The 20,340-nt window shown below is 72.3% G+C and carries 11 protein-coding genes; 6 read left to right on the forward strand and 5 right to left on the reverse strand.

The genetic code is table 11. The annotated features are described in order from the left end of the window. Nucleotides 1-76 precede the first annotated feature (76 nt). Entirely contained in the window at nucleotides 77-1,603 is a 1,527-nt protein-coding gene (locus ABZT02_RS16235; RefSeq protein WP_356018412.1) for an MFS transporter, read from the reverse strand. A 62-nt stretch (nucleotides 1,604-1,665) separates the two neighbouring features. Between ABZT02_RS16235 and ABZT02_RS16240 the strand changes: the two genes are divergently transcribed. Beyond that, the gene (locus tag ABZT02_RS16240) at nucleotides 1,666-2,637 is read left to right on the forward strand and encodes a YafY family protein (RefSeq protein WP_356018649.1); all 972 of its coding nucleotides are present in this window, start codon (nucleotides 1,666-1,668) and stop codon (nucleotides 2,635-2,637) included. 377 nt (nucleotides 2,638-3,014) lie between these two features. Here the strand turns inward: ABZT02_RS16240 and ABZT02_RS16245 are convergent, their stop codons facing one another. Beyond that, nucleotides 3,015-4,013 (reverse strand): sigma-70 family RNA polymerase sigma factor, encoded by a 999-nt coding sequence (locus ABZT02_RS16245; protein ID WP_356018414.1) that lies wholly within the window; start codon nucleotides 4,011-4,013, stop codon nucleotides 3,015-3,017. A 195-nt stretch (nucleotides 4,014-4,208) separates the two neighbouring features. On the opposite strand from ABZT02_RS16245, the gene ABZT02_RS16250 reads away from it, so the two are divergent. Further along, the gene (locus ABZT02_RS16250; RefSeq protein ID WP_356018416.1) at nucleotides 4,209-4,739 is read left to right on the forward strand and encodes an N-acetyltransferase family protein; all 531 of its coding nucleotides are present in this window, start codon (nucleotides 4,209-4,211) and stop codon (nucleotides 4,737-4,739) included. Between the two features lie 16 nt (nucleotides 4,740-4,755). Here the strand turns inward: ABZT02_RS16250 and ABZT02_RS16255 are convergent, their stop codons facing one another. Beyond that, nucleotides 4,756-5,547: a class III extradiol ring-cleavage dioxygenase gene (locus tag ABZT02_RS16255; protein WP_356018418.1), complete on the reverse strand. Its 792-nt coding sequence runs from the start codon at nucleotides 5,545-5,547 to the stop codon at nucleotides 4,756-4,758. A gap of 119 nt (nucleotides 5,548-5,666) precedes the next feature. Between ABZT02_RS16255 and ABZT02_RS16260 the strand changes: the two genes are divergently transcribed. Continuing rightward, nucleotides 5,667-6,176 carry a MarR family transcriptional regulator gene (locus tag ABZT02_RS16260; RefSeq protein ID WP_356018420.1) on the forward strand — a complete coding sequence of 170 codons (510 nt, stop codon included), beginning with the start codon at nucleotides 5,667-5,669 and terminating at the stop codon, nucleotides 6,174-6,176. Between the two features lie 106 nt (nucleotides 6,177-6,282). Here the strand turns inward: ABZT02_RS16260 and ABZT02_RS16265 are convergent, their stop codons facing one another. Next, nucleotides 6,283-7,824 (reverse strand): MFS transporter, encoded by a 1,542-nt coding sequence (locus tag ABZT02_RS16265; RefSeq protein WP_356018423.1) that lies wholly within the window; start codon nucleotides 7,822-7,824, stop codon nucleotides 6,283-6,285. A gap of 133 nt (nucleotides 7,825-7,957) precedes the next feature. Beyond that, nucleotides 7,958-8,596, reverse strand: a complete 639-nt coding sequence (locus ABZT02_RS16270; protein ID WP_356018425.1) for a TetR/AcrR family transcriptional regulator — start codon at nucleotides 8,594-8,596, stop codon at nucleotides 7,958-7,960. A gap of 245 nt (nucleotides 8,597-8,841) precedes the next feature. On the opposite strand from ABZT02_RS16270, the gene ABZT02_RS16275 reads away from it, so the two are divergent. From ABZT02_RS16275 to ABZT02_RS16285, 3 genes are all read left to right on the forward strand, one after another. Next, a complete protein-coding gene (locus ABZT02_RS16275; protein ID WP_356018427.1) occupies nucleotides 8,842-10,119 on the forward strand; it encodes a M6 family metalloprotease domain-containing protein in 1,278 nt (425 codons plus the stop codon). Nucleotides 10,120-10,309: 190 nt separating this feature from the next. Continuing rightward, the gene (locus ABZT02_RS16280) at nucleotides 10,310-11,929 is read left to right on the forward strand and encodes a helix-turn-helix domain-containing protein (RefSeq protein WP_356018430.1); all 1,620 of its coding nucleotides are present in this window, start codon (nucleotides 10,310-10,312) and stop codon (nucleotides 11,927-11,929) included. A 241-nt stretch (nucleotides 11,930-12,170) separates the two neighbouring features. After that, nucleotides 12,171-20,340 (forward strand): amino acid adenylation domain-containing protein (locus ABZT02_RS16285; RefSeq protein WP_356018432.1); only part of this gene is annotated, 8,170 nt, incomplete at its 3' end.

Below are 20,340 nucleotides of genomic sequence, written 5' to 3' on the forward strand. Positions count from 1 at the left end.
TCAGGCCCGAACAGGGCAGAAGCGCATGCCAGAAGGGCCCGGCATCTCGAAAGATGCCGGGCCCTCACCGGAAAGCTCATCCCACCGGCTGCGGCTCCCGCTCCTCCACCACCACAGGCTCCGTAGCCCCCTCCCCATGCAGCGCGGGCCGCTTCGGCAGCGCGAACATCAGCACGAAGATCACGCCCATCACCGCCGCGACCCACCCGAGCGCGTGCTGGAAGGCGTCCACGAAGGCCGGGCCCACCTGCGCCGGTCCCAGGTCGTCGCCGATGACCCCGAAGAACACCACCGAGACCAGCCCGAGGCCGAGCGCGTTGCCCATCTGCTGCACGGTGTTGATCAGCCCCGACGCCGAGCCGGCGTGCTCACGCGGCACCTCCGACAGCACTGCGTCGGTGAGCGGCGCGACGATCAGGCCCATCCCCACGCCCATCACGACCAGCGGCAACGCCATCTGCCACGAGCTGATCGACATGCCGTACCGCTCGGCCTCCCAGAGGTAGAGCAGCACACCCACCACCATCAGCAGCGCACCGGCCTGGAGCACCCCGCGCCCGAACCGCGGCACGAGCTTCTGCACCGAGAGCCCGGCGGCCACGGAGACGGCGATCGAGAACGGCACCCCGGTCAGCCCCGCCCGCAGCGGGCTCCAGCCCAGCCCGGTCTGCATGTACAGCGTCCACACCAGGAAGAAGATGCCGAGCCCGACCCCGAACACGGTCTGCACCGCGATCCCGGCCGCGAAGCTCTTCACCTTGAACAGCGACAGCTCGACCAGCGGCGACCCGTCCCGCTCGCCCTTGCGCTTCTCGTACGCCACCAGCGCCGCGAACACGAGGGGCGCGCCGGCCATCGACACGTACCCCCACAGCGGCCAGTCCAGCTCCTCGCCGCGGGTCAGCGGATAGAGCAGCATCAGCAGTCCGAGCACGACCACGGCCACGCCCACCAGGTCCAGCTTCAGCGCCCGCGGCGCCTTGGACTCGGTGATGAAACGGCTCCCGAGCACGAGGCCCATGATCCCGACCGGCAAATTGATGAGGAAGATCGGCCGCCACTCCAGGCCGAAGAGGTTCCACTCGGTCAGCAGCGCCCCCAGCAGCGGACCGGAAACGGCCCCCAGCCCGACGACCGCGCCGAACAGCCCGAACACCTTCCCCCGCTCGTGGGCCGGGAAGGTCGCGTGCACGATCGACAGCACCTGCGGAACCATCATCGCGGCCATACCGCCCTGGAGGATCCGGGCCGCGACCAGCATCTCCGGGTTCGCGGCGAAGCCGCACAGCGCCGACGCGAGGGTGAACCCGCCGATGCCGACGAGGAACAGCCGCTTGCGCCCGTGGATGTCACCGAGCCGCCCTCCGGTGATCAGCCCCGCGGCGAAGGCCAGGGCGTAACCGGCGGTGATCCACTGGATCTGGCTGACGGAGGCGCCTGCGTCCTGCCGGATGGACGGGATGGCGATGTTGACGATCGTGACGTCGACGAGGTCCATGAAGGCCGCGGTCATCACGATGGCGAGAGCGAACCAGCGACGCCGGTCGCCCACGGCGGGCTGTGCGTCGGGACTGCCCGAAAGAGTGGTCTCGGTGGAGGTCATGTCCTGAACCTATGACCCCATTAGGTCAGATCGTGTCCTACTTCTACGGCATTCTCGAACTCATGACGACGGACACTCCGGCACGGCTCCTGATGCTCCTCTCCCTTCTCCAGACGCCCCGCGAATGGCCCGGCGGCGAGCTCTCCGACCGCCTCGGGGTCTCCCGCCGCACGGTCCGACGGGACATCGACCGCCTCCGCGAACTGGGCTATCCGGTCCAGGCGACCAAGGGCTCCGACGGCGGCTACCGGCTCGTCGCCGGCAAGGCCCTGCCCCCGCTGGTCCTCGACGACGAGGAGGCGGTGGCCATCGCGGTCGGACTGCGGGCCGGGGCCGGGCACGCGGTCGAGGGGATGGACGAGGCGTCCGTACGAGCGCTGGCGAAACTGGAACAGGTGCTGCCCTCCCGCCTACGGCACCGGGTGTCCACCTTCCAGGCCGCGACGACCCCGCTCACCAGCGGGGACGGGGCGAGCATCCCGACCGAGACCCTGACGGTGATGGCGTCCACGGTGGCCGGACACGAGCGGCTCCGGTTCGGCTACCGCGCGAAGGACGGCGCCGAGTCCCGACGGGTCGTGGAGCCGTACCGCCTGGTCTCCACCGGGCGACGCTGGTACCTCGTCGCCTACGACCTCGACCGCGGCGACTGGCGGACCTTCCGGGTCGACCGGGTGAACGAGCCCTTCGCCACGGGGGCGCGGTTCGCTCCGCGGGAGCTGCCGACGGGGGGTGCGGCGGAGTATCTGCGGCAGTCGATGTACCGCCGCCAGGAGACGTACGAGCTGGTCGTGACGTTCGAGGGCGACGTGTCGGTGGTCGGGGCCCGGGTGCCGGCGTGGATGGGCGTACCGGAGCCGCTGGGCGAGGGACGGTGCCGGTTGCGGGCGACCGTCGGGGACTCGGTGGACTGGATGGCGGTGCGGCTGGCGATGACGGGGGTGGATTTCCAGGTGGAGGAGCCCGCGGAACTGGTGGAGGCGGTACGGGAGTTGGGAGGCCGACTGGTTCGGGCGTCGGGGGGAGCCGCCTGAGGGGTGCTGCGCCGGGACCGCCGCCCGGTCGGCGAAGTGGTCGGGAAACGTGACAGAATCTGCCCTTCGGTGGGTCACCCCGTGGTTCAGGTACGGGGTGACCCACCGTTTTTGGCTTTCGCGGGGCGAAAAAAGAGCCGGACCCCGGCGCCCGGGGGGAGGGCGCCGGAGTCCGGCTCGGGGAGAGTCCCGGCGCCGGGGGGGGGATTGCGTCGGGACTTGGTTCAGGAGGGTCCGATGGGTCCGATGGCTTGGCCTCCGGGACTCGAACGTGTGGACCCTGAAGTCTTGTGCCCCGGGTCCGGCAGTTTGAAGCGGCCTAGTACAGCCATGTTTACGCGGTCTTTCGCCACCCGGCGCACGCGGGCACATCCCGCCTACGCCGCCGCGTCGAACCCGGTGTCCCGCGCCAGCTTCTTCAGCTCCAGCAGGGCGTGCTTCTCGATCTGCCGGATCCGCTCACGGGTGAGCCCGTGCTCCTTGCCGACCTCGGTCAGCGTGCGCTCGCGCCCGTCCTCGATGCCGTACCGCATCTTGATGATGGACGCGGTGCGCTGGTCGAGGCGGCCGATGAGGTCGTCCAGTTCCTCGCTGCGCAGCAGGGTCAGCACCGACTGCTCCGGCGAGACCGCCGACGTGTCCTCCAGGAGGTCGCCGAACTGGGTGTCGCCGTTGTCGTCCACCGCCATGTTCAGCGAGACCGGGTCGCGGGCCCAGTCCAGGACGTCGACCACGCGCTCCGGGTTGGAGCCGAGCTCGGCTGCGATCTCCGCGGGCTCCGGGTCGCGGCCGTGCTCGCGGTTGAACTCGCGCTGCACACGGCGGATGCGGCCCAGCTCCTCCACGAGGTGGACGGGCAGCCGGATGGTGCGGGACTGGTCGGCGATGGAGCGGGTGATGGCCTGGCGGATCCACCAGGTCGCGTACGTGGAGAACTTGAAGCCCTTGCGGTAGTCGAACTTCTCGACCGCGCGCACCAGGCCGGCGTTGCCCTCCTGGATCAGGTCGAGCAGGGGCAGGCCGCTGCGGGGGTAGCGGCGGGCCACGGCGACGACCAGGCGGAGGTTGGAGCGGATGAACACGTCCTTGGCGCGCTCACTCTCCTCCACCAACGCCTCCAGCTCCTCGCGGGTGGCGTCCGCCTTGGCCTCCTCGAACCCGTCGAGGACCTGTCGGGCGAACACACCCGCCTCGATGATCTGGGACAGCTCGACTTCCTTGGCGGCGTCGAGCAGCGGCGTACGCGCGATCTCGTCGAGGTACATGCCGACCAGGTCGCGGTCGGCAATCTCGCCGCCATGGACGCGAACACTGCGTGCCGCGTCGGTAGACCCGCCGGTGGCGGACTTACGACGGGCGACGGCACGGGTTGCCATGCGTGCTCCCTTGCGATGTTTGGGTCAGCGGGTGGTCCTTCGGACGCTGGTTCCCGGCTCCGGTTGCTTTCCGGACTCTCCTCGGGTGCCCTGCATCCGATGGAAACAACGACTGGAAACCGGACAGAATTCCCAAGCGGTGCCGCTATTTTTCTGATCTTGCAGTACCCTGTCCGGCCACACGGGGGAGGCACGATGCCGTCGGAACGTACAGAGGTGCAGGTCAGACCGGGAGTCGAAAGCGACCTCGGCGCCCTCACCGACCTCTACAACCACTACGTTCGTGAGACGCCGATCACATTCGACACCGCCGTCTTCACCCCGGAAGAGCGCCGCCCTTGGCTGCTCTCCCACCCTGAAGACGGCCCGTACCGTCTGATGGTTGCCACCGACACGGACCCGACAGGAACCTCACAGCGGATCCTCGGGTACGCCACATCCAGCCCCTTTCGCGCGAAGCCCGCGTACGCGACCTCCGTGGAGGTCACCGTCTACCTCGCCCCGGACGCGGGCGGCCAGGGCGTCGGCACCCTCCTCTACGAGGCCCTCTTCGAGGCCCTGGCCGGCGAGGACCTGCATCGCGCCTACGCAGGCATCGCACAACCCAACGAAGCGTCCACGCGGCTGCATGAACGCTTCGGGTTCCGGCACGTCGGCACGTACCAGGAGGTGGGCCGCAAGTTCGGCCGCTACTGGGACGTGGCCTGGTACGAGAAGGAGCTGTAGGCCCTCGCGGAAAGGCTCAGCCGAACTGCACCGACCGCTTGGCCATCCCCATCCAGAACCCGTCGATGACGGACTTCTGCGTGTCCAGCTCACCGCTCACGTCCGCCGCGCCCATGGTGACGAAGAGGGGCGCGAAGTGCTCGGTGCGGGGGTGGGCGTAGCGCCCGGCGGGAGCCTTGTCGAGGAAGTCCAGCAGGGAGTCCACGTCCCGCGCCTCAAGGGCCCGCCGGCCCCAGTCGTCGAACTCCGAGGACCAGGTGGGCACTCCGGAGCCGGTGTGGCGCAGGGCGGCGAGGTTGTGGGTGAAGAAGCCGGAGCCGACGATCAGGACGCCCTCGTCGCGCAGGGGGGCCAGCTTGCGGCCGATGTCCATCAGCTTGACCGGGTCGAGGGTCGGCATGGAGATCTGCAGGACGGGGATGTCGGCCTCGGGGAACATCTCGACCAGGGGGACGTACGCCCCGTGGTCCAGTCCGCGGTCCGGGATGTCCTGCACGGGGATGCCGGGGGCGCGCAGCAACTTGCGTACGGACTCGGCGAGTTCGGGGGCACCGGGGGCGTCGTACGTCACGCGGTAGTAGTGCTCGGGGAAGCCCCAGAAGTCGTAGACGAGCGGGACGGGCCGTACCGCGCCGAGGGCGAGGGGGGCCTCCTCCCAGTGGGCGGAGACCATGAGGATCGCCTTGGGGCGGGGCAGCTCCGCGGACCAGGCGGCGAGCTCACCGGGCCAGATCGGGTCGTCTGCGAGCGGCGGCGCGCCGTGACTCAGATAGAGGGCGGGCATGCGCTCCAGCGTGTCGGCGGACATGGCGGGGACTCCTCCGGTACTTCCGATGCACTGAGTGCTTCAAATTTAAAGCTTCTTACGACATGACTGTACGCCTCATTTGTTTAAGCTTCAAGGAGAGAGCTCGTAGAGTGGGAGACATGAACACGGCACCCGCCCCCGACGAGGAGCCCCAGTGGCTCGACGACGAAGAGCAGCGCATCTGGCGCTCGTACGTGCACGCCACGACCCTTCTCGAGGACCATCTCGACCGCCAGCTCCAGCGGGACGCCGGCATGCCGCACATCTACTACGGGCTGCTCGTCGGCCTCGCCGAGGCCCCGCAGCGGCGGCTGCGGATGACCGAGCTGGCCATGAAGTCGAAGATCACCAGGTCCCGCCTCTCGCACGCCATCGCCCGTCTGGAGCGCAACGGCTGGGTGCGCCGGGAGGACTGCCCGGACGACAGGCGCGGCCAGTTCGCGGTGCTCACGGACCCGGGCCTGGAGATGCTGCGGGGCGCCGCGCCGGGCCATGTGCGGGCCGTACGCGCCGCTCTCTTCGACCGGCTCACCCCGGAACAGCAGAAGTCCCTCGGCGAGATCATGCAGATCGTCGCCGAGGGACTCCAGCCGAACGAGGCGGGCGCGGATCTGCCCTGGCTCCGCTGAGCCGCTCGCTCAGCGAAACCAGGGCAGTTCCTGGGGTCGTACGTACGGAGCGTCCCCATCCCCGTACGCACGAGGTCTTCGAAGGGGTACCGCCGGGCGGTCGTCGTCAGTGGGCGACGACCGGAATGGCCAGCTCCTCCTCGGCGCCCTCTCCGGACCCGGCCACGGTGGTCGTGTCCGGGCGGCCGGCGTTGACGAGGGTCACGACGATCACCGCGGCGAGCACCAGCATGCCGACGGCGAACCAGATCGCGTTGGTGTAGCCGTGCACCTGGCCCTCCAGCGCCACCAGCTGCGCCTGCGACTTCGAGGTCGTGGAGCCGATGTGGTCGGCGATGTAGGAGGTCGTGGCGGAGGCGGCGATCGTGTTCAGCAGGGCCGTACCGATCGCGCCGCCGACCTGCTGCGAGGTGTTGACCATCGCGGAGGCGACACCGGCGTCACGGGGCTCGACGCCCAGGGTGGCCAGGGACATGGCGGGCATGAACGCCGTACCCATGCCGAGGCCGAGCAGCAGCATCGCGGGCAGGATCGTCGAGGCGTACGACGAGCCGATCTCCAGCTGCGTCATCAGGAGCATGCCGACCGCGGCGACCAGGAAGCCGGGGCCCATCAGCAGGCGGGCCGGCAGGCGGGTCATCAGACGGGTGCCGATCTGGGTGGAACCGACCATCATGCCGACGATCATCGGCATGAAGGCGAAGCCGGTCTTGATCGGCGAGAAGCCCTTCACGATCTGCAGGTAGTAGGTGAGGAACAGGAAGGTGCCGAACATCGCGATGATCGCGATGCCGAGGGAGAGGTAGATCCCGCCGCGGTTGCGGTCGGTGATCACGCGCAGCGGCAGCAGCGGGGCCTTGACCTTGGCCTCGGTGATGACGAAGGCGATCAGCAGGACGGCGGAGGCGACGAACATGCCGACCGTCACGGAGTCGGCCCAGCCGTCGGACTCGGCGCGGGTGAAGCCGTAGACCAGCGCGACCAGGCCCAGGGTGGACAGCAGGACGCCGGGGATGTCGAGCGGGTTGCGGTTGCGGCCGCCCTCGGGCTCACGGATGACGAAGTACGCGCCGAGCGCGGCGACGATCGCGAACGGGATGTTCACGAAGAACGTCCAGCGCCAGTCCATGTACTCGGTCAGCACACCGCCGAGGATGAAGCCCACGGCGCCGCCGCCACCGGCGATCGCACCGTAGATGCCGAAGGCCTTGGCGCGCTCCTTGGCGTCCGTGAACATCACGGCGAGCAGGGAGAGCGCGGCGGGCGCGAGCAGCGCGCCGAAGACGCCCTGGAGGGCACGGGCGCCGAACATCATGGCGCCGCTGGTGGCGGCGCCGCCCAGCGCGGAGGCCAGGGCGAAGCCGATCAGGCCGACCACGAAGGCGCGCTTGCGGCCCCACAGGTCGGCTATGCGGCCGCCGAAGAGCAGGAGGCCGCCGAAGGCGAGGGCGTAGGCCGTGACGACCCACTGGCGGTTGCCGTCGGAGATGCCCAGGTCGGTCTGGGCGGACGGCAGGGCGATGTTCACGATGGTCGCGTCGAGGACGACCATCAGCTGGGCGAGCGCGATGAAGACGAGCGCTTTCCAGCGGTTGGCGTCACCGGACACGGCCGGTGCGCCGGGAGCCTTTGCGGCTGTTTCAGACATGGGGATACCCACTTCGGGACTTCGGAACGGAAAAAAGATGTGTAAAGGGGACGGTCCGTCTTCGGTGACGGCCGGTCGAAAGTCGTTGATGGAGACTGTTCTCGCGCTGTGAACTAATCGGTTCGTCGTCGGATCAGGCCTGGCGGAGGTCCTCCATGGTCAGGGCCGCGCCCGGCAGCTCGGAGCGGGCCGGGGCCCGCAGTCCGTCCAGGAACAGCTGAAGGGTGCGGTGCACGAACCCGTCGAGGGTGAGGCAGCCGGTACCGGCCGGGGGCCGGGACAGCTGGGCCACGGCGACCATCAGGTCACCGACGCTCACGTCGCCGCGAAGCTGACCGGCCGCCCTGGCCCGGTCCATGAGCTGCTCGACGAGCTGCTCGATGCGTTCGCGCGCGGCCACCAGGTCGGGGTGGTACTGGTCGAAGGTGCCCTGGATCATCGGGCACAGTGCCGTGATCCGCTCGTCGGCGGAGGCGTGCACGAAGCGCTCCAGAGCACCGAAGGCGTCCCCGGTCTGCGCGAGCGCGAGCTCGGCCGCCTCGGACGTCCGGTCCATGACGGAACAGACGACCTCACGGACGAGTGCGTCGCGGTCGGGGAAGTTGCGGTACACCGTGGCGTTGCCGACGCCGGCCCGGCGGGCGATCTCGTCGAGCGGCACGTCGGGGCCGAACTCGGTGAACATCTCGCTGGCGGCGGTGACGATCCGCTCGCGGTTGCGCAGGGCGTCGGCGCGGGGCGCTTTGCGCTGCACGGTGAGAGCGGTCTGCACGGTGTGCTCCTCTGTTGGCGGTGAACCGGGGACTCAATCCCCGTTTCGCTCGGACACAGGTCTAAACGGGGAGACGCTCCCCGGTTATTTCGGGTTGAGGAGAAATTATGATGTGACCTGAGTCACAGATCTCGCGATACCCACGTTCGGTCCCTCCAGCGCGCGTGCGCCCCTCCCCCGGCAGAGGGTGATCGAAGAGGAGCAGCCTTCCGACCAGCGGCTGCCGCGCTCCGGAGGGTGCTCGCATGCCGTGGACCAGACGTCGCATACGCCCGCGCCGCGTCGCCGCCCTCGCGTCCGTGACCGTGCTGACCCTCGCGGTCAGCACCTCGGCCGGCACCGAGCGCCCCGTCCCCGGGGCCACCACCGCCGGCCCGGTCTCCCTGGCCCGCTCCGACTCCCACGGCGCCTGTCTGATCAGCGGCGGCCCGGCCGTCCAGATGTCCGAGGGCCTGCCCACGCCCGGCGGGTACTCCCGCTCCACCGGCACCGTCCACGCCCTCACCCTGATGATCGACTTCTCCGACGCGCCCGGCTCCGGCACCGCCCAGAGCCGCTTCCGCGAGTTCTTCCCGCAGACCCAGAACTGGTTCCGCACCAGTTCCTACGGCCGTCTCGACTACCGCCCCGAGGCCCCGATCACCGACTGGCTGCGGATGCCGAAGTCCTTCCGGGCCTACGGCATAGAGCGCGGCGCCCCCTTCGACCCCGGCTACCGCCGACTCGTCCAGGACATCGTGGCCGCCGCCGATCCCAGGGTGGACTTCCGGTCGTACGACTTCCTGAACGTCCTGGTGACCCCGAACGCCGGGCCCCCCGCCCTGGACACGGTCCTGTCGGTGACCTTCGCCGGCAATCCCGACGCCCCGGTCGCCGACGGCGTCCCCGTCGCCAACGCCTCCTTCGTGTACTCCCGCCAGGACGACGGCTCCGGTTCCTACCCGCGGACCGGCTACCGGGTCCTGCCCCACGAGAACAGCCATGTCTTCGGCCTGCCCGACCTCTACACCCAGAACGGCGGGGGCGCGGTCGGCCACTGGGACATCATGAGCGAGGACTGGGGCGCCAACAACGACCTCCTCGGCTGGCACAAGTGGAAGCTCGGCTGGCTGGACGCGGCCCAGGTCAACTGCGTGACGGCGTCCGGGACTTCGGAGTTCACGCTGACCCCGCTGGCCCGGCCCGGCCTCGGCACCAAACTCCTCTTCGTCCCCCTCGGCCGCCGCACCGGCTACGCGGTCGAGCTCCGCACCCGCGAGGGCAACGACGAGACGGTGTGCCGGCCGGGCGTCCTCGTCTACAAGGTCGACGCGGACGTGGACACCGGGCGGGGTCCGGTACGCGTGTACGACTCACGGCGGAACAGCGGGGGCTGCACCCGCAGCCCCAACGTCCACGCGGAACTCTCGGACGCGCCGTTCACGACCGGGGAGGAGTTCCGGGACCCGGCCAAGGGGATCAGGGTGCGGGTGCTGGGAGTGGACGGGGACGGGAATTACCGGGTGGGGGTGACGCGGGGGTAGGGGCGGGGCGGCCGACTCTCGCGGGGTGGTGCAGGGGGCGTGGCGCGCCGCAGGTGCGGTACGGCTCGCTGGCCCGTGGAGCGTCGCAGGGGCGGGTAGGGCTCGCGTTGGTGGTGCAGGGGGCGTGGCGCGTCGTGGGGGGTGTGGCGGATTACCGTAGGCCTGCCGTGACCGCCGTACCGGAGAGCCGATGCCCGCTGAGACCACCACTCCCCCGCCGGTACCGGAGTCCGCCGTGCCGGCCGAGGCGGTCGCGCCGCTGATCCGGGGGGTCAGGGTGCTGCGGGAGCTGACCGACGCGGGCGGGACGCTGAGCCTGAGCGGGCTGGAGCGGGCGACGGGCCTGGCGCGTTCCACGGTCGACCGCATCACGTCGACGCTGGCCCGCATGGGATACGTCCGCCTGGACGGCCGGGACGCGGTGACGACCCCCCGCCTCATGGAACTCGGCAACGCCTATCTCGCCGCCCTGCGCCTGCCCGCCCTGCTCTCCTCACGGGCCGACGCCCTCGCCGACGAGCTGGACGAGTCGGTGTCGCTGGCGGTCGCCGACCGCGACGGCATCCGGTTCATCCACCAGGCCACCCGCCGCCGCGCGATGTCCCTCAGCTTCCGCATCGGCGACCTGCTCCCGGCCGAACGCACCGCGCCCGGGCCCCTGTTCGCGTCCGAATGGACGGAGGGCGACTGGCGGGCCTGGCGTGAACGCCGGGCGGCGGACCCGGAGAACCGGGGCTTTCCGGCCGTACCCGCACGGGAACTCCCCCTTCGGGAGGGAGAGTTCGAGGTGACGGCGACACAGGCGGGCCGCAACGGCTGGGCGCTGGACGACCAGTTGATCGAACCGGGCCTGGTGGCGGTCTCCGTCCCCGTACGGGACCCCCGCACGGGCCGGATCGCCTGCGTGGCGAACGTCGTGAGCCACACCAGCCGCCACACGGCGACGGACCTGCGCGACACCCTGCTGCCACGGCTGCGGGCGACGGTGGCCGAGATGGAACGCGAACTGGCCGCCGCCCCGGACCCGGACCCGGGCCCGCCCCCCTCGGGATCGGCCGCCTGGATCGGCGCGTCCAAGAACGAACTGGGCCGTGAGTTCGTCGAGTCCCTCGCGCGCGGACTGACGGTCCTGACGGCGTTCGGCGAGGGCAGGGCCGCGCTGACCCTGACGGACGTGGCCCGGGCGACGGGCCTCACGAGGGCGACGGCCCGCCGCGCCCTGATCACCTACGAACACCTGGGCCTGGTCCGCGGGCAGCCGGAGTCCCGCACCTTCAGCCTCACCCCGCGGGTCCTGTCCCTGGGCTTCCCGCCGCTGTCCCGTACGTCCCTGCCGCGCATCGCCGCGCCCCACCTGGCGGACCTGGCGGCGCGGGTCGGCGAGTCGACGGCGCTGGCGGTCCTGGTGTCCTCGGGGCCGACCGCCGAGATCCAGTACACGGCACGGGCCGTGTCCCCACGGATCATGGGCGTCGACATCCGGGTGGGCACCCGGCTGCCGGCCGCGGCGACCTCCCTGGGCCGGGTCCTGCTGTCGGACACGGAGGGCTCCGCCGCCTCCGCCCGCCTCCGCACGCAGGGCTACGCCCTGCTCGACGAGGACTGGGAGGACGGTCTGCGCACCCTCGCCGTCCCCCTGCACGACCGTACGGGCCGGGTCGTCGCCGCCGTGAACGTGGCCCTGCACGCGGCGGGCCGCACGGCGGCGGAGTGCGTCGAGGAACTCCTCCCCGAACTCCGCCTGACGGCTGCCCGCATCGAGGAGGAACTGCGCGCCGCCGGGCACTTCACCCGGGTTCCCCTGCTCTGACAGTCCCGAGTCCCGCACCCTCTCACGGACACCTCACCGACCGGCTCCAGGCCGCCCCGGCCCGCCGTCGACGGCCCCGCTGTGCCGCGCCCGGAGCACCCGGGCTCCCTGACGGAGGGCCGCCACCTATAGGGGCGAGATAGGCGGTGCCGGAATCCTCCGCTCGGAGCGTCACGCCGTCACCGGGCCGACGCCTCCGCTGTGGTCCGCACTGGTACACCGTTCTGGGAGCGTGAGTCGGTTGGCACTTTCCGAGGTTCGAGACGATGTCCGCCTGCCGGTCACCGCCGCTCAACTCGGCGTGTGGGTGGCTCAGCGGTTGGAACCGGAGAGCCCGCTCTACCAGTGCGCCGTCCACTTCGACTCCGTTCCCCTCGACATCGAGGTGCTGCGCCGCTCCGTCGTCCGCGCGGTGGCCGAGGCCGACACGCTGCGGTCCCGGTTCGGGGACGACGGCGAGGTGTTCCAGATCGTGCGGGGCGAAGTGGACGCCGCGGTGGACCTGGTGGACCTGCGGGGCGAGGCCGACCCGGAGGCCGCCGCGCACGCCTGGATGGACCGGGATCTCGCCACCGTGCCCGACCTCGAAGCCGGTCCCCTGTTCCGGCACGCCCTGCTGGTTCTCTCGGACGAGCGGCACTTCTTCTACCTGCGCTACCACCACATCGTCCTCGACGGCTTCGGGCAGACCCGCTACCTGGACCGCCTGGCCCGCGTGTACACCGCCCTGGCCGCCGGTGCGGAGCCCGCCCCGGCTCGCCGCCGGGGGCTCGACGAACTCGTGGCCGAGGAGCGCGCCTACCGCGACTCCCCGCACCACGCGAGCGACCGTGACTTCCTCCTCACTCGTCTCGCCGGGGCCGAGGAGCGCCAGACCCTCGCCGACGGCGCGGCCGGCGCCGCTCCCCGCGCCCTGCGCCGCCACACCGACCTGCCGGGCGAGCTGACCGGCGCGCTCACCGCGGTCGGGCACTGGCCGGCCGTGATCGCCGCCGCCACCGCCGTGTACCACCACCGGATGCTCTCCGTCGACGACGTGGTCCTCGGCATCCCGGTGGCCGCCCGACGCACCCCGGCCGCCCTGGCCACCCCGTCGATGCTCGCCAACGACCTGCCGCTGCGCGTCACCGTCACCCCGGACACCACCTTCGCCGATCTGGTCGGCACGGTCCGCACCGAACTGGGCGCCCTGCTGCGCGCGCAGCGGTTCCGCCGCGAGGAACTGCACCAGGCCCGCGACCTCACCGGCACCGACGGCGCCCTGTTCGGCACCGCCGTCAACGCCATGTCGTTCGACGCCCGGGTCCGCTTCGGCGAGGTCCTCGCCACCCCCCGCCAGCTGTCCAACGGCCCGGTCGCCGACCTGGCGCTGGCCACCTACGGCGACCCCGCCGACGGTGACGTACGCCTGGAGTTCGCGGCCAACCCGGAGCTCTACTCCGCGGCCGACCTCCACGCCCACCAGGAGCGGTTCCTCACCCTGCTCGGCTCGCTCGCCGCCGCCCCCGACGCCCCCGTCGGCCGTGCCGAGCTGCTCGACGCCGCGAGCGCCGACCGGCTGCTGCACGCCCCCAACGACACCGCGGGCGAAATCCCCGGCGGCCTCGTCGAGCTGTTCGAGCGGCAGGCCGCCGCCACCCCCGACGCCGTGGCGCTGTGCGCCGACGAGACGCTCACCTACGCCGAGCTGGACGCCCGCGCCAACCGGCTCGCCCACCGGCTGGCCGCGCACGGGGTCGGCCCCGAGCGGCTCGTCGGCGTGGCGCTGCCGCGCACCGCCGGCCTGGTCGTGACCCTGCTCGCCGTGCTCAAGACCGGTGGCGCCTACCTGCCCGTCGACCCCGAACACCCCGCCGACCGCCGGGCGATGGTCCTCGCGGACGCGGGCCCCGAGCTGCTCGTCACCGTCTCCGGCACCGAGGTCCCCGCCGGCCTGCCCGCCCTGCTGCTCGACTCGGTCGACTGGTCGGCCGGGGACGCTAACCCGCTCGGCCGTCCGCAGGACCCCCGCTCCACCGCGTACGTCATCTACACCTCCGGCTCCACCGGCCGCCCCAAGGGCGTGACCCTGGAGCGGTTCGCGATGGACAACTTCCTGACCGCGATGGCCCGTGCGGTGCCGGTCGGGCCGGAGGACCGGTTGCTCGCGGTGACCACCGTGAGTTTCGACATCGCCGTCCTGGAGATCTTCCAGCCGCTGCTCGCCGGCGCCCGTGTGGTGCTCGCGAGCCGGGACGAGGTGCTCGACCCGGACGCCCTCAGGGCGATCGTCGAGCGCGAGGCCGTCACCGTCATGCAGGCCACCCCCAGCCTGTGGCAGCCACTGGTCGAGACCCGCCCCGAGGTCTTCGCCGACGTGCGCGTGCTGACCGGCGGCGAGGCGCTGCCGCAGTCCCTGGCCGGTCTGCTGACCGAGCACGCCGCGAGCGTCACCAACATGTACGGCCCCACCGAGACCACCGTCTGGTCGATGACCGCACCGGTCGAAGGGGACGGCGGTCCGGTGTCGCTGGGCGCCCCGATCCTCAACACCCAGGTGTACGTGCTCGATTCGGCGCTGCGCCCGGTGCCGGCCGGCTACAGCGGCGAGCTGTACATCGCCGGCGACGGCGTGGCCCGCGGCTATCGCGGCCGGCCGGACCTGACCGCCGAGCGGTTCGTCGCCAACCCGTACGGTCCCGGCCGTATCTACCGCACCGGCGACCTGGTGCGGGTCGAGCCGAACGGCTCCCTCACCTTCCTGTCCCGCCTGGACCACCAGGTCAAGGTGCGCGGGTTCCGGATCGAACTCGGCGACATCGAGGCCGCGTTGCTCGCACACGCGCCGGTGGAGCGGGCCGCCGTGCTGATGCGCGAGGACCGGCCCGGCGACAAACGCCTCGTGGCCTACATCGTCTCCCCGGAAGGCGACTCCGCGGCCCTGCGCGCCCATCTCGCCGAGCGGCTGCCCGAGTACATGGTCCCCAGCGCCGTGGTGGTCCTGGACGCGCTGCCGCTGACCCCCAACGGCAAGCTGGACAGACGGGCCCTGCCCGCCCCGGTGCGGGTCTCGCTGCCCGACGGGCGGGCCCCGCGCACCGAGCTGGAGAGGCGGCTGTGCGGCCTGTACGCCGAGGTGCTCGGCCTGGACTCCGTCACCGTCGACGACGACTTCTTCACGCTCGGCGGCACCTCCCTGTCCGCCACCCGCGTGGTCTCCCGTGCCGCCCGCGAGGGCGTCACGGTGGTGATCCGCGACCTGTTCCGCGCCCGGACCGTGGCCCGTCTCGCCCCCTCCTGCACGCTCGGCGACCCGGCCGCCGGTCCGACGCCCGTGTCCGCGCCGCCCGCGCCGTTGCCGGAGGCCGAACTGGCCGCGCTGTTCGCCGACCCCGAGGTGGAGGAGGTGCTGCCGCTGACGCCGTTGCAGGACGGCCTGCTGGTGCACAGCCTCACCGCCGGACAGGACGGTGCCGTCTACACCGTGCACATCGGTATGGACCTGAGCGGGGACGTGGACGCCGAGCGGCTGCGCGCCGCCCTGGACACCGTGGTCTCCCGCCATCCCGTGCTACGTTCGTCGGTCGCCCACGAGGAGGTCGCCCGGCCGGTGCTCGTGGTGCGGCGCCGGGCCGCCGTGCCGTGGCGGGTGCACGACCTGCGCGGCCGCGCGGACGAACTCGACGCGGTGCTGCGCGCCGAGGCCGGTGAGCCCTTCGACGTCAGGTCCGCGCCGCTGCTGCGCGCGGCCCTGCTGCGGCTCGACGACGGGTACCGGTTCATGGTGACCTGCCACCACCTCGTCCTGGACGGCTGGTCGGTGCCGATCCTGCTCGGCGAGACACTGCGGGCGTACGCGGGCGAGGACATGGGCCCCGGGCCCCGGCCCTACCGAGACCACCTCGGCTGGCTGGCCGGGCACGACCAGGAGCGTTCCGCCGCCGTCTGGGGCGAGGCGCTTGCCGGAGTCCACCCGACCCTGGTGGGTGTCACGGACGGCGCCACCGACGGCGCCACCGACGCCGTACGCCTGGACAGTGCCCTGGACGCCGCGACCACCACGCGCCTGGAGCAGTCCGCCCGCGCGCTGGGTGTCACCGTCAACAGCCTGGTGCAGGCGGCCTGGTCGGTCGCGCTGCGTGAGCTGACCGGCCGGGACGACGTGGTGTTCGGCATCACCGTGGCCGGCCGCCCCGCCGAGCTGCCGGGTGTGGCCGAGATGGCCGGGCTCTTCGTCAACACCGTGCCGCTGCGCGCCCGTCCCGGCTCGGGCCGCACCCTCGCCGAGCTGGCCCGGTCCGTCCAGGACGACCAGGCCGACCTGCTCGCCCATCAGTACCTGCCGCTCGTCGAGGTGCAGCGGGCGGCCGGTGTCTCCGGTCTCTTCGACACCGTGGTCGCCTTCCAGAACTATCCCGTGGACCGCGCCGCGCTGGACGCCGTCGCCCGCGGGAGCGGCCTGGTGGCGGGCGCCGTCGACGTCACGGACGTCAACCACTATCCGCTCACCCTCACCGCCGTCCCCGGCGAGCGGCTGGCAGCCCGGCTCGTGTGCCGGCCACACCTGTTCGAGCCGGTGGCCGCACAGAGGCTGCTCGACCGGTTCACCGACACCCTCGCCCGGTTCGCGGACGCGCCCGGCACCCTGGTCGGCGAGCTGGTGGCCGACCGTGAGCACGTCGCCGGTGCGGACCGGGGCGATCTGTCCGAGCTGCGCGGCTTCCGGTTCGACCCGGCCGAGGTCGAGGCCGCGCTCGCGGCCCACCCCGACGTGGTGCGGGCGGCGGCCGTGGTCCGCGAGGACATCCCCGGCGAGCGCCGCCTCGTCGGCTACGTGGTGCCCCGCCGGGGCGCCACCGTCGACCCGAGGGCGCTGCGGGACGCTGTCGCCGCACAACTGCCCGACTACATGGTGCCGTCCGTCCTCGTCACCCTGGACACCCTGCCCCCGGCCCCCGGAGGCGACGTCGACCGGCGTGCGCTGCCCGTCCCGGTGATCGCCGGTACGGCCGTGCGGGGCCCCGAGACACCGCTCCAGGAGCTGTTGTGCGAGCTCTTCGCGGAGGTCCTCGGCCTGGAGTCGGTCGGCGTCGACGAGGACTTCTTCGCGCTCGGCGGTGACAGCATCCTCGGCTTCCGGCTGCTCAGCCGGGCCCGTGCCCGCGGGGTGTCCTTCGGCTTCCGCGACATGTTCGAGCGGCGCACCGTGGCCGCGCTCGCCGAGGTGTGCTCCACGTACGAGCCGGCGGCCACGCCCCGGCGGATCACGCTGCCCGTCTCCGCCGAGGAGGCCGAGCGGCTCATCGCCGAACCCGGCGTGGCGGAGGTCCTGCCGCTCTCGCCGAACCAGCAGGGCCTGCTGTTCCACCACGCCTTCGACGACACCGACGCCGACCCGTACACCCTGCAGGTCGTCCTCGACTTCGCCGCCCCGGTGGACGCGGGACGGCTCGGCGCCGCCCTTGACCGGGTGCTCGCCCGGCATGAGGCGCTGCGCGCCGGGTTCCGCACGACCGAGGACCAGCGGTCGGTGCAGGTGGTGCACGAGGCGCCGGGCGTGCCGGTACGGGAGGTGTGCGTCGCCGACGACGCCGGGTTCGCCGCCCTGCTCGACGAGGACCGGGCCACCCGTTTCGACCTGACCCGTCCGCCCCTGGTGCGGGCAGCCGCGGTGCGCCGCGCCGACGGCACCGGCTCGGTGGTTCTGACGTTGCACCACATCGTGGTGGACGGCTGGTCGTTGCCGATCGTGGCGCGCGACCTGTTCGCCGAGTACGGCGCCCCGGGTGCGGTACGGGACGACGCGGACCGGGCCCGTTACCGCGACCACCTCGCCTGGCTCGACGGGACCGACCCGCAGGCGTCCCTGGAGGTGTGGCGGGCAGCCCTCGCCGAGGTGACCGAGCCCTCGCGGGTCGCCACCGGACAGGGCGCCCGGGTCCTGGAGCCGGTCCGCCAGGAGCACCTGCTGAGCGAGCGGGAGACGGCCGCCCTGGCCGCGGTCGCCCGCCGGTACGGCGTCACCGTGAACACGCTGGTGCAGGCCGCCTGGGCGATCGTGCTGCGTGGCCTGACCGGCCGCGACGAGGCGCTGTTCGGTGTCACCGTGGCCGGCCGCCCGGCCGAACTGCCGGGCGCGGGCGACCTGGTGGGCCTGTTCATCAACACCGTGCCGCTGTCGGTCCGCCTCGACGCGGGCGAGCGACTGGGCGACCTCGCCGTACGGCTCGGCCGTGAACAGGCCGCGCTGCTCGACCACCACCATGTCGCCCTCGGCGACATCCAGCGCTCCCTCGGCATGGGTGAGCTGTTCGACACCCTGCTCAGCTTCGAGAACTACCCGCTCGACCTGCCGGCGATCACCGCTGCCGCCCGGGAGGCCGGGCTCGAACTGGCCGACGCCCGGGTCCGCGACGGCAGCCACTTCGCCATCAGTGTCGTCGTCGAACCCGGCGAGCGGATGCGGCTGCGGGTGCGCCACCAGCCGCAGTTGGTGGACGAGGCGACCGCGCGGGCCGCCGCCGCGGAGCTGCTCGCGACCCTGCGCGCCTTCGGGTCCGCGCCCGGGACGCCGCTCGGCCGCGTCGCCAGGAACGAGGAGAGCGCGTCGGCGGACGTCGCCGCGGTCCCGTCCTCGGCCGCGACGCTGCCCGAACTGTTCGCCGCGCAGGCCGCCCGCACCCCCGACGCGCCGGCCGTCCTCGCCGGCGGCGAGAGCCTCACCTACCGGCAGCTCGACCGCCGCTCCAACGCTCTGGCCGCCGAGCTGATCGAGCGCGGCGCCGGACCCGGCCGCCTGGTCGCGGTGCTGCTGCCGCGCTCGGTGGACCTGATGGTCGCGCTGCTCGGCGTGCTCAAGTCCGGTGCCGCCTATGTGCCGGTGGACCCTGCCTACCCGGCCGAGCGCATCGCCGTGATCCTTCAGGACAGTGCCCCTGCACTGGCCGTCACCGCCGACCCGGACCTCGCGCCGGCGGGCCTGGTCACCGTGCGGCCCGGCACCGCGGAGGCCGACGCGGTGGGCCGTACGCCGCGCCCGCAGGACGCCGCGTACGTCATCTTCACCTCGGGCTCGACGGGCCGCCCCAAGGGTGTGGTGGTGGAGCACCGGGCGCTGGGCGCCTACCTGGCGCGGGCCGCCGAGGCCTACCCGGACGCGGCGGGGATCTCCCTCGCGCACACCTCGGTGTCGTTCGACCTCACCGTCACCTGCCTGTACACCCCGCTGGTCACGGGCGGTCAGGTGCACCTGGCCGAGCTGCCGGACGCGATCGGTGCCGCGCGCCCCACCTTCCTCAAGGGCACGCCCAGCCATCTCAGGCTGCTGGACACGCTGCCCGAGGAGGTCTCCCCCTCCGGGACGCTGGTGCTCGGCGGCGAGGCGTTGCGCGGTGAGATGCTCGCCGGCTGGCGGGCCGCCCACCCCGGGGCGACCGTGATCAACGCGTACGGCCCGACCGAGGCGACCGTCAACGTCATGGAGTTCCGGATCGAGCCGGGCGAGCCGCTCGCCGACGGACCGGTCCCGGTCGGCCGTGCGTTCCCGTATGCCCGGGTGCAGCTGCTCGACAGCGGGCTGCGGCCCGTACGGCCGGGCGCGCGGGGCGAGTTGTATCTCGCCGGTGAGGGGCTGGCCCGGGGGTACCTCGGGCTGCCCGGCCAGACCTCGCACCGGTTCGTGGCCGACCCGTTCGGTCCGGTGGGCAGCCGGATGTACCGCACGGGCGACCTCGCCCGGCGGCGCCCGGACGGCACGATCGAGTACCTCGGCCGGGTGGACGACCAGGTCAAGGTGCGCGGCTTCCGGATCGAACTGGGCGAGGTGGAAGCGGCCGCCGAGGCCGTGCCCGGCGTCCGCCGTGCCGCCGCGGCCGTCCGCGGCACCGCCGCCGAACCCCGCCTGGTCGGCTACCTGGTGGCCGAGGGCGTGGAGAGTGCCGAGGTCGAGGCGCGGATGCGGGCGGCGCTGCCCGAGTACATGGTGCCCGCCGCGTTCGTGTTCCTCGACGAGCTGCCGCTCACTCCCAACGGCAAGGTGGACCGGGCGGCCCTGCCCGAGCCCGCCGCCACCACCGGCACCGCGGGCCGCGCAGCCTCCGGCGCCTCGGAGGAGCGGCTGGTGGGGCTGTTCCGGCAGGTGCTCGGGCGCGAGGACGCCGGTGTCGACGACGACTTCTTCGCCCTCGGCGGCGACTCCATCATGTCCATCCAGCTCGTGGGCCGCGCCCGTGCGGCAGGACTGAAGTTCTCCGCCCGCCACGTCTTCGAACACCGCACCCCCGCCCGCCTCGCCCAGGCCCTGGCTCCCGACACCGCACACAACCCGCTGGAAGTACGGCTGGTGGGGCTGTTCCGGCAGGTGCTCGGGCGCGAGGACGCCGGTGTCGACGACGACTTCTTCGCCCTCGGCGGCGACTCCATCATGTCCATCC

It is taken from the genome of Streptomyces sp. NPDC005402 (assembly GCF_040606575.1).
Classification (GTDB): domain Bacteria; phylum Actinomycetota; class Actinomycetes; order Streptomycetales; family Streptomycetaceae; genus Streptomyces.